At 53.9% G+C, this 14591-nt stretch carries 13 protein-coding genes; 2 read left to right on the forward strand and 11 right to left on the reverse strand.

Annotated elements, in window-relative coordinates; all coding sequences use genetic code 11:
- Positions 1-3 precede the first annotated feature (3 nt).
- The 5 genes from MIB40_RS13765 to MIB40_RS13785 all read right to left on the reverse strand — a co-directional run bounded on the left by MIB40_RS13765 (position 4) and on the right by MIB40_RS13785 (position 5217).
- Positions 4-1812, reverse strand: coding sequence for a cation:proton antiporter (locus MIB40_RS13765; RefSeq protein ID WP_249695310.1), 1809 nt, complete (start codon positions 1810-1812; stop codon positions 4-6).
- Between the two features lie 104 nt (positions 1813-1916).
- Positions 1917-2540 carry a hypothetical protein gene (locus MIB40_RS13770; RefSeq protein ID WP_249695312.1) on the reverse strand — a complete coding sequence of 208 codons (624 nt, stop codon included), beginning with the start codon at positions 2538-2540 and terminating at the stop codon, positions 1917-1919.
- 132 nt (positions 2541-2672) lie between these two features.
- A complete protein-coding gene (locus tag MIB40_RS13775) occupies positions 2673-3392 on the reverse strand; it encodes an LrgB family protein (protein WP_249695314.1) in 720 nt (239 codons plus the stop codon).
- Positions 3385-3714 carry a CidA/LrgA family protein gene (locus MIB40_RS13780; protein WP_264758576.1) on the reverse strand — a complete coding sequence of 110 codons (330 nt, stop codon included), beginning with the start codon at positions 3712-3714 and terminating at the stop codon, positions 3385-3387. The genes MIB40_RS13775 and MIB40_RS13780 overlap by 8 nt, the downstream gene beginning before the upstream one ends.
- Before the next feature lie 189 nt (positions 3715-3903).
- Entirely contained in the window at positions 3904-5217 is a 1314-nt protein-coding gene (locus tag MIB40_RS13785) for a hypothetical protein (protein ID WP_249695316.1), read from the reverse strand.
- A gap of 218 nt (positions 5218-5435) precedes the next feature.
- Between MIB40_RS13785 and MIB40_RS13790 the strand changes: the two genes are divergently transcribed.
- The gene (locus tag MIB40_RS13790) at positions 5436-6308 is read left to right on the forward strand and encodes an alpha/beta fold hydrolase (RefSeq protein ID WP_249695318.1); all 873 of its coding nucleotides are present in this window, start codon (positions 5436-5438) and stop codon (positions 6306-6308) included.
- 11 nt (positions 6309-6319) lie between these two features.
- On the opposite strand, the gene MIB40_RS13795 is transcribed toward MIB40_RS13790, so the two are convergent.
- From MIB40_RS13795 to MIB40_RS13820, 6 genes are all read right to left on the reverse strand, one after another.
- Positions 6320-6685 carry a VOC family protein gene (locus MIB40_RS13795; RefSeq protein ID WP_249695320.1) on the reverse strand — a complete coding sequence of 122 codons (366 nt, stop codon included), beginning with the start codon at positions 6683-6685 and terminating at the stop codon, positions 6320-6322.
- Positions 6686-6831: 146 nt separating this feature from the next.
- The gene (gene gcvP / locus MIB40_RS13800; protein ID WP_249695322.1) at positions 6832-9714 is read right to left on the reverse strand and encodes an aminomethyl-transferring glycine dehydrogenase; all 2883 of its coding nucleotides are present in this window, start codon (positions 9712-9714) and stop codon (positions 6832-6834) included.
- 112 nt (positions 9715-9826) lie between these two features.
- Positions 9827-10219, reverse strand: coding sequence for a glycine cleavage system protein GcvH (gene gcvH / locus MIB40_RS13805; protein ID WP_249695324.1), 393 nt, complete (start codon positions 10217-10219; stop codon positions 9827-9829).
- Between the two features lie 244 nt (positions 10220-10463).
- On the reverse strand, positions 10464-12086 hold the full coding sequence (locus MIB40_RS13810; protein WP_249695326.1) for an ABC transporter permease: 1623 nt from the start codon (positions 12084-12086) through the stop codon (positions 10464-10466).
- A gap of 71 nt (positions 12087-12157) precedes the next feature.
- Positions 12158-13177, reverse strand: coding sequence for an extracellular solute-binding protein (locus tag MIB40_RS13815; RefSeq protein ID WP_249695328.1), 1020 nt, complete (start codon positions 13175-13177; stop codon positions 12158-12160).
- A 310-nt stretch (positions 13178-13487) separates the two neighbouring features.
- Positions 13488-14126, reverse strand: a complete 639-nt coding sequence (locus MIB40_RS13820; RefSeq protein WP_249695330.1) for a lysoplasmalogenase — start codon at positions 14124-14126, stop codon at positions 13488-13490.
- Positions 14127-14309: 183 nt separating this feature from the next.
- On the opposite strand from MIB40_RS13820, the gene MIB40_RS13825 reads away from it, so the two are divergent.
- The gene (locus tag MIB40_RS13825; protein WP_249695332.1) at positions 14310-14540 is read left to right on the forward strand and encodes a hypothetical protein; all 231 of its coding nucleotides are present in this window, start codon (positions 14310-14312) and stop codon (positions 14538-14540) included.
- Positions 14541-14591 lie beyond the last annotated feature (51 nt).

Consider the following 14591-nt stretch of genomic DNA (forward strand, 5'->3'; position numbering starts at 1 on the left):
ACTTCATGGACCTTTTTTTTCAACACCATGTTCACTGAGCAGCGCGATCAGCTTCCAGCCGTCACCAACCTCATCGGACAGACTTTCGTGCCAGACATAACATCGCCCCTCGGGATTAAGCGCAAACAAAAGATTGACCTGCTGAGCAAATTTTTCTTGGTACTTCTCGAAAGTGAATGCCTTTGACAGGGTCGTGTTTTTTATTTGTGCTCCGTTCGCTATGGCCGAGCGCAACTGCGTGTACGTTAACCTATCGCCAAGCAAAGGACAGTTATGATTAGCCCGGCGTGACAGACGCTTATCCGACTCTTCGCCCTTGGCAGCGGACAGGGCAAAGACCTTATCCTTGGCAAACCAGTTTTGAAAATGCATCGCGACCAATGGATTCTGTTGCTGGTAAGGCGACAGAATGAGCACTCTTCCCAGACCATCAAGATTAAGATGGTTGGCCGCATGCTCAGACACCGGGTTTCCGTAATAGGTCGGCAGATTTTCCATTCGGGCCAATCTCAGATTCTCCCAACTGGTATCTGCCAACCTGACTTGTACACCATTTTTTTGTAACGCCGTGGCAATTTCACGGGCCGCATTATTGGCCCCAAAAATAAGAAACCCTTCGGAGGCTTTCTCCTTGAGACCCAACCACCCCGTTAACAAACCGGCGGTTAAGGATTGCAGCACCACCGTCGCGATGATAACCATAAAGACCATGGGCACCAGCACTTCGGCTTCTTGCCAACCTTCCTGTTCCAGCTTCAAGGCAAACAGTCCTGAAATCGCCGCCGCAACAATCCCCCTTGGGGAGATCCAGGCCAACAACAGTTTCTCCCGCCACTTCAAGTCGGTACCGATGGCCGATAACCAGACGGTAGCCGGGCGCGCAACAAATAAAATAACGCACAATAAAACCAGCACCGACCAACCCAACCCCATCACCTGCTCCACATCAAGACGGGCGGCTAACAGAATAAAGAGCGCAGAGATTAGCAAGACACTCAGGGTCTCTTTAAATTCGTGGATCGATTCCATATCGAGGTGATGACGGTTGGCCAGGATCATTCCCATCACCGTCACCGTCAGGAGTCCAGACTCGTGCTGCAACTGATTGGATAAGGCGTAGATTCCCAGCATAAAACAGAGCATGGCCGGATTGCGCAAATAATGCGGCATCCAGTTTCCCAGCATCGCTTTCTCGGTCAGGCGCGCAGCACCCCAACCCAGCACGAAGCCGATCACCAGAGTCATAATAAATGCCTGGGCCGCATGCTGGATGGCCACCTCCTGGCTGGCCACAATAAACTCATACACCAGTACCGCCAGCAAGGCGCCCACCGGGTCGATTAGAATGCCCTCCCAACGCAGGATATTGGCCAGTTTGGCACTGGGACGAGCCGCTCTTAACAGGGGTACGATAACCGTTGGCCCGGTAACCACCACCAGCGCCGCAAACAGGCAAGCCAAAGGCCAGGACAACGCCATGATCCAGTGCGCCGCAATGGCGATAATGGCCCAGGTAACGACCATACCGACGCTGATCAGATTGCGCACCATGGAGCCATGCCCACGAATTTCTCGCAGGTCCAGAGTCAATGCGCCCTCAAACAAAATGATGGCCACGGCCATGGACACCATGGGAAACAACAACTCACCAAAGACCAGGTCCGGATCCAGAATGGCTAAGCCCGGGCCAATCAACAGCCCACAGACCAACAAAGGCAGAATCGCCGGCACGCGTATCCGCCAGGCCAACCACTGGCATGCCAGGCTCAAGACACCAATCATCGCCAGCAGCGAAAGGGAGTTCATTTCCATGGAGTTACGGGATCCTTGTTATCATTCTTGGTGGAGCAAAGGGAACCATCTTATCAAACATCTTCATCATGTTTCGGCATCAGGTACCATGAGCTAACTATGGATCAGCTAAGGCGATTGCCCTTGGCAAACGTCCAAGCTTGAACAATGGCATTGATAGCAATAACGATAAAGAAGAGGGATAGCACCTTCGACATCGCCTCGGCAAATCGGGGCTCACTTCCCGACACCCAACAGATAGCGATAGCCAGTGACGCGAGCAGGCTTAACAGTGCAAAACCGTATCTCTTTCGGGTCAGGTAACTTGCCGACAACAGGGCGATGCTAATACCAAGCACTCCCCATTTAAGCCAGGTAGCGGTGTGCAGATCCACCAATAACGGCACCACCGGACGAGATTCCTCCAGGGCTGCAGTAATGCTCAGCAGGGTTAAATTCTCGTTAATATCGAAGGGGATAATCAAGATCGAGCAGACCACTCCCACCCACACAAAACGATAGCCCTGTCCCGTAAACTGAAGCAGCAACAACGCCAACAAACCACCATAAGCAAAAGGAAAGGCCATATCCCAAAAATGCCCTTCATCCATCAACCTTCGGTTTCGCTGACTGGCCTCTGAATCACCGGCAAGGAAAGCCAGATCCACCTCTGTTCTGGCAAACTCAAAAGCTATGATCGGCGTTTGAAAACCGTCCGAAAGCTCTGCTTCCTTTGGAAATACCAGCAAAAGAACCGCTCCGAGAAGGAGGGTTGATATGGCAAAAACCGCCGACGAATACACTAAAACATTTTGATGCTTAGTCATCATTATTCTCAAATTATTGTTAATGCTATGCTTCAATAATCTTCGTCATAGCCGCTAGAAAATCATTATCAAAGGGGGCAAGATTAACGCCACAATAAACGCCGATAATGCCATCGCCAGCCCGGAGAAAGCCCCCATTTGCTGGCTGATTTGGAAGGCACGTGCGGTACCAATACCGTGAGCGGCAACCCCCATAGCCACTCCTTTGACACTGTCGTCGTTAATTCTCAGCAGGATCATTAACCGAGTCCCCGTTACGGCTCCTATGATGCCAGTCATCACCACCATTACGGCGGTTAGAGAAGGCAACCCACCAATATGCTCTGAAATTCCCATGGCAACCGGGGCTGTCACCGATTTTGGTGCGAGAGATAATTGAGTCTGCAGACTGGCACCAAACACCCGCGCTAATATCACCGCACTCAACGCGCCGGCCGTGCTGCCGGCCAGTAAGCCCAGCATCAAAGGAGCCCAGATTCGTCGCAATCGAGCCCACTGCTGATACAAAGGCACCGCCAATGCAACCGTCGCCGGGCCCAACAGAAAATGAATAAACTGCCCCCCTTCAAAGTAAGTCTCATAATTGGTCTGAGTCAGCAACAACACCGAAACTATCAGGGCAACACTGGTTACTACGGGATTCAAAAGTGGATGTCCATTGCCTTTCAGGTAGAGGCGATGGGCCAAACTGTAGGCTAGCAGGGTCAGCGTTAGGCCAAACAGAGGGCTGGCACTCAGGTAAACCCACATGCTGGAGAGATCTGTTCTATCCATTGGATTCCTGCTCTTTTTTGCCGGACCATTTCATGGCCCATTGCATAACCATTCCCGTTACCGCCATAGCAATTAATGTACTGAGCACCAAGGCAACCAAAATTGGTAACCATTCAGTTCCCAGGCGATCAACGTGAACCATTAGCCCACCCCCTGCCGGTACAAACAATAATGACAGGTGTGACAACAAGCCTGTCGCCGCAGTCTCCAACGGGGCGTCGACGCGCCCTCGTAGCAACAGAGCCACCAGCAACAAACACATTCCCAGCACCGGGCCCGGAACTGGGAAATCCAACAACCTGACACTCACTTCACCAACCAATTGGCAGAGTAGAAAGAGGGTGATGCCATTTAAAAATACGATGGATAATCTCCTTTACCAAACAATCTCTTGATGAAGCGCCTTATCCGGCCAAGGAACTCGGTACGCCACTAGTAACAGTAGTCCCGGATGTTCAGCTTATTCTATTTTTCGTCATCGCAGCCGAGGGCATGACAATCCCCTTCCAATTCAAACCTTTATCACGGCAATACCCCAAAGACCGATCATAACCAAAACCGACATGGCCGCCGTGTAGAATAGATTCCAACGCATAATACGAAAAGAGTCGATGCCATACCGTCCCTGTATCGCCAGGTTCATGCCAGACAACGGCCCCACCACCGAGCCCAACGACCAGGCCGATAAAAATACCAGCGCCAGCAGCGTGTGATCTGGATTCAATGGCGCCAACAAGGCACCCACCAACGAGATACTAATAATGGGGTGCACACCCGCCACCGCCAACAACACGATGCCAGCGTAGGCGACACAGGCCTCCAGCGCGCCAAATTGCTGCAGGGGAAACTGATCCACTAGGGTCGAGGCCAATCGCTCCAACCCATAACCCAATACGCCTGCCGCCTGGAACAGGGTTAATTCGTTGCCCATCTGCGGCAAACGTTGACTGCTATGGGTCATCAATTGATTAAGCACCCTCTCCCGCCGAACGGCCAAAACCAATATCGCCAGCAGAGGAGAAAGCAATGTGATAAGCGCCAGCACCGACATCGACGGATAAAAAGCACGCGATGCAAACACCAGGGCTGCTAGCAACAGTGGTAACCAAAGGCCACCGTAATGCATAGGGTAACCGGTAAACTCGGAAGCAGGCTCTTCGCCATCACGACTCATCTGCCAATAGGTAATGATCAAAGCGGCTACCGCCAAGGGCATACCCGCCAACCACAATTTGGGCAAACTGGCATTGGGTGCATAACTGAGCGCTACCGCCATCGCAGCAAAAAAAGGTGACCAAAATGCAGCCGCAGAAAAACCCCGTACCAACACCAATACCTGAATACGGCTCAGTTTTAAACGACGTGAAATACGATCGCCAATGATAAAAATGGAGGACAGGTTGATCACCGCACCAAACAGATGCACCGCCAGCAGGGAGGAACCAATCGCACGTTTACCCTGAGGCAATTGCTCTTTCGCCTCCTCTTCCGGGCGACTGATCAGGGCCAAAAAGCTAACGGCCACCAGCATCGAGATCAATCCACTGTTGCCCGCAAGCAACGTCTCCAGACTAAGATTCGCCCCTCGGTAAGCGCCAAAGCCCATGGCCAGAAATCCGGCCAATAGCAATACCAGAGATTGAATTCGATTACGCCGGGCCAGCCGCGGCCACAGCAACAATACCGCGCCCCAGAAGGCAATGCCGCTGAGCGCCAAAGATAATCCGGCACCGGCACTGCTGGCCATCACCCATAGCAGAGCCAAGGATACCAAAGCACCGGTTAGCGGTTGGATCTTGGTTGATGACTGCCACCATGAATTCAATCTGTGCTCCTCGAATAGGTTGTTATCCCCGGTGGCTGTCAATCACTGATCAGCAAGAGGAGGCCTTGTTATATCACAATTATTCGCCGGGCCCTCGCTACCCATCCGGGCCTGATGGTTAGCGTTGTGCCAGAAGCAACATTTCGGTAGGGTGCGAGACCCGACCCAATCCCCCTTGCGCCACATAGGCACCGGGCAAAAATAGCTGAATATCGTTTATGAAAACAACAGAACAAAAGCCCTCCCTGCCGGCGAACGCCTTTTGGGAGCAGCATCCTGGCTCCGGCATCCCGGCCCACTTCTACCATGCTAACGGCTTTGCCCCCGGGCTTTACCAGCCGCTACTGTCACAATTGAGTCAACAGCTGAATATCAGCGCCCTCGCTATGCGCCCAACCTGGCCGGACATTGGCCTGCCTCCCAAACGACGAGACTGGCAACTCTATGCGGACGATTTGATTGCCTTTATCGAGCAGCACTGCCATGAACCCGTGGTTGGCCTGGGGCATTCCATGGGCGCAACCTGTACCATTTTGGCGGCATACAAACGTCCCGAGCTATTCCGCGCACTGGTGCTGATCGAACCGGCCATGGTATCTCGCACCCTGGCACGACTGACTCGAGTGATGCCCAAGGCGCTAATGAATCAAACCCAACCCGCCAAAGGCACCCTGAGAAAAACAGACACTTGGCCAGACCGAGAGGCTTTTCTGAAACATTGCAAAAGCATTCGCGGCTACAAGCGTTTCGATGACCAGGCTTTCGAGCATATGGCGCAACACGGAGTAGTAGAAAACACTGAGGGTGAGTTTGAGCTCAGCTTTCCCAAATCCTGGGAAGCTCACAACTACACCCAGCCACCCAATGTCATGAATCAGCTGGCGACACTGTCCATGCCCTGTCTTGCTATTCGTGGCAAACCCTCGGTATTTTTTACCGAAGCCTTGTGGAAAGAATGGCGCCGGCGCTGTCCGAACACACATTTCAAGCAAGCATTGACCCAGGGACACCTGTTACCACTGGAAAACCCGACGCTGTGTCACCAGCTCATCAACGAAGGCCTCGCTGAGCTGAATTTAACGGTTGACTAAGGCGAGTCAGATCAAGGTAGCGTATCAGACCAGACCGCAAATTCGTTACCATTGGGATCGGCAAAATGAAAACGGCGGCCGCCAGGGAATTCAAAAATCGGCTTTACCAGGGTACCTCCGGCGGCAAGCACCTTATCCATCGTTTGCGATAAACCCTCACTATAAAACACGACCAACATACTGCCATTTCCGCTTCCGCTGCTGGCCGCGAGATCCGCACGATAAAAACCCCCATCGATACCAGCCCCTGAAAAGGCGCAATAGTCCTCACCATAATCAATAAAGGTCCAGCCGAAGGCTTCTGCGAAGAAACGCTTCTCCTCAGCAATATCCCGAACAGGAAACTCCAGATAATTTATTTTTTCATGTTCATTCATAGCCAGACTACCTCCTTGATGTGTAACCCACCTGGCTTGCAGCATAGCGGACAGGCCTCTTTTGAACCAAGTATCGATTCAAATGCCACAAACAACAAGCGGGCACCTGGCCCGCTTGTTGTCACTGCCTGATAAGCTTTAGTCCGCTAACGATAGGTATCCATGGATGGGCAACTGCAATGCAGGTTGCGGTCACCATAGACATTGTCGATACGATTGACGCTGGGCCAGAATTTGCCATCGGCTACCCAGCTCAATGGGTAGGCCGCCTGTTGCTTGCTGTAGGGGCGATCCCAGTTATCGTCCAGAATATCGGCCAGCGTATGAGGTGCCTGCTTGAGCATATTATTATCGGCATCAAGAGTACCGGCCTCGACCTGGGCAATCTCGCCACGGATAGCGATCATGGCATCGACAAAACGATCCAGCTCGGCCTTTGACTCACTCTCGGTGGGCTCGATCATCAGGGTGCCAGCCACCGGGAAGCTCATGGTTGGAGCGTGGAAACCAAAGTCCATCAGCCGCTTGGCGACATCCTCCTCACTGATACCCGACGCTGCTTTCAACGGACGCAGATCAATAATGCACTCGTGCGCCACCCGGCCATTGCGACCGGTATAGAGCACCGGGTAATGTTCACTCAAACGCTTGGCCATGTAGTTGGCATTGAGGATGGCGTTTTCGGTTGATGCACGCAGACCCTCGGCACCCAGCATACGAATGTAGGCCCAGCTGATGGTCAGAATGGAGGCACTGCCCCAGGGCGCAGCGGATACCGCACCGCTGTCGGCATTCGGGCCTTCCAGCTGGACCACACTATGGTTGGCAACAAAAGGTGCCAGATGGGCTTTGACACCGATGGGTCCCATGCCCGGACCGCCGCCACCGTGTGGGATGGCAAAGGTTTTGTGCAGGTTCATATGGGACACATCGGCACCGATCAATCCTGGCTTGGAGATACCGACCTGTGCGTTAAGGTTGGCCCCATCCATATACACCTGACCACCATGCTGGTGCACGATGTTACAGATTTCGATGATCTCCTCTTCATACACCCCGTGGGTGGATGGGTAGGTGATCATCAGGCAAGACAGACTGTCCGCCAGCTCCGCGGCCTTGGTGCGCAGATCGTCGACATCCACGTTGCCGTTGGCATCGCACTCCACGACCACGACTCGCATTGAGGCCATCATGGCGCTGGCAGGGTTGGTACCGTGAGCCGAGCTGGGGATCAGGCACACATTACGATGTCCCTGACCCTGGCTTTCGTGGTATTTGCGAATCGCCAGCAAGCCAGCGTACTCACCCTGGGCACCGGAGTTGGGCTGCATGCAGATGGCATCAAAGCCGGTGATTTCACGCAGCATGGCGTCGAGCTCGCCAATCATCTGGCGATAGCCCTGTGTCTGCTCCTGCGGCGCAAAGGGATGCATATTACCGAACTCGGGCCAGGTCACCGGAATCATCTCGGAGGTGGCATTGAGCTTCATGGTGCAGGACCCCAGTGCAATCATGGAATGGGTCAAGGACAGGTCCTTGTTCTCCAGACGCTTGAGGTAGCGCAGCATTTCGGTTTCGGAATGGTAGCGATTGAACACTTCATGACTCAATATGCTGTCGTCACGCTGCAGCGCAACCGGAATAGCTGTACTGGTGCTATCCAGGGCTTCGACACTCAGGCCATGATCATCACCCAGCAATACAGTCCATAAGGCTTCCACATCAGAACGTGAGCAGCACTCATTCATGGCGATGGACACGAGGCCCTGATCACCCGAATAGAGATTATAACCGGCATCGCAGGCCGCCTTGACCAGCTCCGCCTGGCGCTCACCCAGATCCAGACTCAGGGTATCGAAGTAGCTGTTATTGATGACCTTGACACCGGCCTGCTTAAGCCCGCGCGCCAGAATATCGGTTAAACGATGCACGCGGTTCGCAATGCGCTTGAGCCCTTCCGGGCCATGATAGACCGCATAAAAGGCCGCCATATTGGCCAGCAATACCTGAGCCGTACAGATGTTACTGTTCGCCTTCTCACGGCGGATGTGCTGTTCCCGGGTTTGCATCGCCATCCGCATGGCCGGGTTGCCACGGCTATCTACCGAGACGCCGATGATACGGCCGGGAATGGAGCGCTTGTATTGATCGCGGGTGCCAAAAAATGCGGCATGGGGGCCGCCAAAACCCATGGGAACGCCAAAACGCTGAGCGCTGCCCAGCACCACATCGGCTCCCAGTTCACCCGGGGATTTCAACAACATCAGGGACAGGATGTCGGCGGCGACACAGACGATCGCCTTGCGCTCGTGCAGGCTGGCGATCAATTCGCGGTCATCACGCAATGAGCCGTCACGGCAGGGATACTGCAACAAGATACCAAACAGGTCCTGCTCCAGCGCCTGTTCGGTACTGCCAACCATGACATCAAAACCAAAGGCTTCGGCGCGGGTTTTCACCACGTCGATGGTTTGTGGCAGGCACTGCTCGTCAACAAAAAACAGATTGCACTTCTTGTTCTTGGACACGCGCTTGGCCAACGCCATGGCTTCGGCAGCGGCGGTGGCTTCGTCCAGCAAGGAGGCACTGGCCAGGTCCATTCCGGTCAAGTCCATGGTCAGCTGCTGGAAGGTAATCAAAGCCTCCAGACGACCCTGGGCCACTTCCGGCTGATAAGGCGTATAAGCGGTGTACCAGCCGGGGTTTTCCATCACATTTCGCAGGATCACGTTGGGCACGAGGGTTTCGTGATAGCCCATCCCGATCAATGAGCGCTTGAGCTGGTTTTTACCCGCAACCTGCTTCAGATACCCCAGAGTCTCTGCTTCGGTACGAGCACCTTCCATCGCCAGCGGTTGGGACAAACGAATGCTTTTGGGCACCGTGTCATCAATCAGCTGATCGAGGGAAGGCAAACCAAGACTGTCGAGCATCTGCTGACGTTCGGTGGCATCCGGGCCGACATGACGCTCGATAAACTCGCCAGTGTTTTCCAGTTGTTCGAGAGAGAGGGGGCTAACTTGACTCATTGCACAATCCTGCATGGAAAATAGTCGGCAATCCGACCGGATTGCCAGATAGGACAAAGCCCCGAACGATGGGTTCAGGGCTTTATCTGTGGGCTACTAACAAGGCGGACGCCTAGTCTTCGGCTTCGCAAACCTCGGCGTAGGCCTCGGCGTCCAGCAACTCGTCCAGCTCGGACTCGTCGCTTAATTTGATACGGAAAAACCAACCGTCGCCATAAGGGTCTCCGTTGACGGTTTCGGGAGCGTCCTCGAGCGCTTCATTGATCTCAACAACTTCCCCGGAAATCGGTGCATAAATATCTGAGGCGGCTTTGACCGACTCGACCACCCCGGCGTCTTCGTCACGGGAAATAGCAGCACCCACTTCGGGCAATTCAACGAACACGACATCACCCAGCAACTCCTGGGCATGATCAGTAATACCGACCACGGCGGTGCCATCGGCCTCGACCCGGATCCACTCGTGGGATGACACGTAACGCAACTCACTCGGTATGTTGCTCATTCTCTGGTTTCCTCTCGGTTTCGACGTCAAAAAACGGAAATGCAATTAACAGTTATAGCTCACCCAGTGACCACAACAAGCAAAAGCACGGCCGTCGAGGTTAGGGAATTACCACCAATGCGGCGATTTGTCCCGAACGCGTCCACAAGGACGCATGAAAGGGGGCAATTTTAGCGGTTAAGCCGGTGACGGAGCAAGCCGCGAAAGCCTCTAAACGCTACAGACTTTCCCACCCAGCCGACGGCTAGTGGCGTGCCGAACGTCGCATCAGCAGCACCACGGGTATCAACCCCACCAGCACCAGGGTAAAGGCGGGTAACGCCGCTCGCTCCCACTCCCCTTCGGAGGTCATTTCAAAGATGCGTACTGCCAGAGTGTCCCAGCCGAAGGGCCGCATTAGCAGCGTTGCTGGCATCTCTTTCAAGACATCGACAAACACCAGCAGCGTCGCGGTAATCAACGAGGGGCTCAGCATGGGCAAATAGATGCGCCGCACAATACCCATCGGAGGCTCGCCAAGGCTTTGCGCCGATTCCAGAATCGAGGGGCGAATACGCTGCAAACCCGACTCCACCGGCCCGAAAGCGACAGCAAGAAAACGGATGCCGTAGGCCACCACCAGGGCCAGCAAGCTCCCCATCAAGAGCTGACGTCCTTCAAAACCCAACCATTGCTGCACCGGAATCGTAATATGGGCATCCAGCCAGGTGAAGGCCACCATGATGCCAACCGCCAACACCGAGCCCGGCAAGGCATAGCCAAGGTTGGCAATACTCACCGAGCCATTGACCCAACGATCCCGCCGCAGTCGCTGCGCGTAGGCCAGCAAAACCGCTGTAGTCACCGTTAACACCGCGGCAATGGCACCCAGCGTCAGGGTTTTGGTCACCAAGCCCAGGTAACGACTGTCGAGGTCTTCCAAAGCATCACTCAGGATCCACACCAGCAATTGCACAATCGGCACGATAAAGGCGATCAAGACAATGCTGCCCGCATAAGCACTTGCCAGCCAGGCCACTGGCCCCTGCAAACGGTAGATCTGGCGAATATGGCGTCGCTCGCCTTCGGCAAACCGTGCCTTTCCCCGCGCCCGTCGCTCTATAAACAGCGCAACGGCAACAAACAATAACAGCAACGACGCCAGCTGAGCGGCCGCCTGCAGATTAAAGAAGCCGTACCAGGATTTATAGATCGCCGTGGTAAAGGTGTCGTAATTAAAGGTCGCCACCGCACCGAAATCGGCCAGAGTTTCCATTAAAGCCAACGCCAAACCCGCCGCAATCGCCGGTCGCGCCATCGGCAGGGCCACTTTCCAGAACGACGCCCAGGGCCCCAACCCCAATATACGCGCCGAATCCATCAAACCACGCCCCTGGGCCACAAAGGCGCTGCGCGCCAACATATACACGTAGGGATAAAACACCAACACCAGCACCAGCACCACGCCACCGGTAGAGCGCACCTCCGGGAACCAGACGCCGCGCCCAAACCATTCACGCAGCTGGGTCTGCACCGGGCCGCTAAAATCGAGCAGGCCAATAAACACAAAGGCCAGCACATAGGCTGGCACCGCAAAAGGTAACATTAACGCCCAGTCGAACCACTTGCGACCGGGGAAATCACACATGGAGGTGAGCCAGGCGAGACTGACGCCCAACAGGGTTACTCCGAGACCAACCCCAACCAACAACACCAGGGTATTGCCCAATAACCGACCCAGCTGAGTTTCGATCAGGTGCAACCAGACTTCCGTCTGCACCGTTCCCCAACTAACAAAGAGCACCACCAGCGGCATCAGGACGATGGCGGCGATGGCCACCGCAATGAGGCGCCACTGCTTTTGATCGGACAACAACTGCTGAATCAAATCTGCTCCTTAAACAACAAAAGACGCCCTGCTTTCACAGGGCGCCTGCTTGCACAGCCAGCGGGTTGTGCCTAGCGGTATCCCGCACGATCCATCAATTTGATGGCATCGGCCTGACGGCTACCGGCAGATTCAACGTTCAACTGATCCTGCTTGAACTCGCCCCAGGCAGCCACCAACGCGGCAGGCTTCACCGCCGGGTTGGCCGGATATTCCATATTACCATCGGCGACGATGCTCTGCGCTTCAGGGCTGCTCATCCACTCCAGAAACTTAACCGCACCGGCGGCATTTTTGGCGTGTTTGGTCACACCGGCACCGGATACGTTGACGTGCACGCCACTGCTTTGCTGGTTGGCAAAGAACAGCTTCAGGTTGATGTTGGGATCTTTCTTCTGCAGACGACCGAAGTAGTATGTATTGACGATGGTAGCATCACATTGGCCTGCGGCCACAGCTTGCATCGCCTTGGTGTCGTTGGAGAAGACCGGAGTAGCCAGATTATTCACCCAACCCTTCACGACCTGCTCCGCCTGCTCTTCTCCCAGACGCTCGATCATGGTCGCAACCAGTGACTGATTATAAACTTTCTTGGAGGTACGCAGGCACAAACGGCCTTTCCACTGGGACTCGGCCAGCGCCTCGTAACTGGACAGCTCTTCGGGCTTCACACGATCCGTCGCATAAACAATGGTACGGGCACGGACAGAAAGACCGACCCACTCGTTGTTGGTCGCACGCAAATGAGCGGGAATATTTTTCTCCAGCACAGACGACTCAACCGCTTGCAAAACACCTTTATTGGCAGCCTGCCACAGGTTACCGGCATCGACCGTAATCAACAGGTCGGCTGGCGTGTTAGCGCCTTCAGCTTCCAGACGTGCCAGCAGTGGGCCCGCCTTATCGGTAACGTACTTGACCTCTACGCCTGTTTTCGCGGTATAGGCATCGAACAACGGCTTGATCAGGTGTTCCTTGCGAGCCGAGTAGACGACCAGTTCATCGTCAGCCGCCAGGGCAAGACTGCTATTAACCGTTACCACCGCCGTGGCAGCAAAAGTGAGCAGCAGTTTGCGTGCATTCGTTAGCATGTTGAATTCCCCTTGAATGTAATAACGTTACCATTGGGCGACAATGATAATGATTAGCATTTATTATGCAAGTCAAGTGAGAATGATTATCCATAGCTTTTTCATTCCCCGCCTTGTTTCAGATCAACAAAAGAGGGTAACGAGAAAGCTGAAAGACACTAAATGCCGCCGGGCGGAACGTCAGAAACAATCAAGGGAAACATTAAGGAAGAAACTTGTGGAGAAGCTTATTAAGAAACCGGTGCGAAAGCTCTGCATAACCCTGTCACACATCCCGACACAGGAGCGATGCGACAGGGTTGTTAAAACATTAACAGCTGACGTTTGAAGACTTCAGTGCACCACGGGTAATCAACAGCTGAGCCAGGTAATAGGTGATCATAATAAACAAACTGGCCAGGCCAAAGGGTGACAGGAAGCGGTCAATTGCGATCATCGAATCGGACAGCAAAAACGACAATGCACCAGCCATTACCAGTGGGTGGTTGTCCTTACCCAGTATCGTACAAAGCGCCATAACCACAATCACACTGATATAGGCGACAACCGGGATCGTCATCTCACCCAGAGCCGGCAACAACATCACCAGCAAGGCTGAAGTGACGGCAAGGGTCGCCAGCGCCAATGCCAGCCTCGGCATGGAAAACAGCGGCTTACGGACAAAGGCTGCGATATAAAAAAGGTGCGCAACCAGAAAACTCCCTAACCCGGGTACAAACTGATTCCAGGCCAATAACAGATCCCCCATCGAGGAGCAGAGTAACCCGGCCAACAACCAATTATGGCGCAGAGTTGTACGCTGCCTGAACACAATCCAGGCCAACACCCAAATAGGCAGCGCTTTAAGTAGAAAATCCAGGGGGAAAGGTTGCAAGCCAATGGTTAACAGGTAGACCAGCGCAATCGCTGCAAACACAAACCAGGGGCTCGACCAGGAGAGTCGGGACATCGTAATACTCCGCAAACTGTTATTGTTGTAATGGTCAAAAGGTCTCGATCATTCACAAACACGCAGCGAACATCGTTCTTTGTGCATTATTTGTACGAAGAAACCGCAATGACCGAAGGAGTATTACGAATTAAAGCGGTGGTTACAAGCTGACACAATAGTCAAAATGACAGGAGTGACCCTATGACCGAATCCTTAGTTAGCAGTATATTGGAGATCGATCAGCTGATCGGTGCCATTGAACACCTGCAAAACCAGAAGCTGGACACGTCCAACCCGTACGCCAAGGGCATGAAAGATGGACGCGACAGCATAGCAAATCACGCGCTTGCAGCATTAACCTCTATTCGACAGGAGTTGATGGAGTTACACCTGAATCACAATAACCGTCCCCAACAAGCAGCCAGCCCCTAACGGCAGCTGTTCGATGCTGGATCAGTATTTCAGGTTAATCCCCGTCCCGGC

Source organism: Aestuariirhabdus haliotis (assembly GCF_023509475.1).
GTDB lineage: Bacteria > Pseudomonadota > Gammaproteobacteria > Pseudomonadales > Aestuariirhabdaceae > Aestuariirhabdus > Aestuariirhabdus haliotis.

Coding starts and splice junctions, on each gene's coding strand:
- MIB40_RS13765 (WP_249695310.1), bottom strand. CDS start 1,812: ATGGAAATGAACTCCCTTTCGCTGCTGGCGATGATTGGTGTCTTGAGC.
- MIB40_RS13775 (WP_249695314.1), bottom strand. CDS start 3,392: ATGGATAGAACAGATCTCTCCAGCATGTGGGTTTACCTGAGTGCCAGC.
- MIB40_RS13790 (WP_249695318.1), top strand. CDS start 5,436: ATGAAAACAACAGAACAAAAGCCCTCCCTGCCGGCGAACGCCTTTTGG.
- MIB40_RS13795 (WP_249695320.1), bottom strand. CDS start 6,685: ATGAATGAACATGAAAAAATAAATTATCTGGAGTTTCCTGTTCGGGAT.
- gcvP (WP_249695322.1), bottom strand. CDS start 9,714: ATGAGTCAAGTTAGCCCCCTCTCTCTCGAACAACTGGAAAACACTGGC.
- gcvH (WP_249695324.1), bottom strand. CDS start 10,219: ATGAGCAACATACCGAGTGAGTTGCGTTACGTGTCATCCCACGAGTGG.
- MIB40_RS13815 (WP_249695328.1), bottom strand. CDS start 13,177: ATGCTAACGAATGCACGCAAACTGCTGCTCACTTTTGCTGCCACGGCG.
- MIB40_RS13820 (WP_249695330.1), bottom strand. CDS start 14,126: ATGTCCCGACTCTCCTGGTCGAGCCCCTGGTTTGTGTTTGCAGCGATT.
- MIB40_RS13825 (WP_249695332.1), top strand. CDS start 14,310: ATGACCGAATCCTTAGTTAGCAGTATATTGGAGATCGATCAGCTGATC.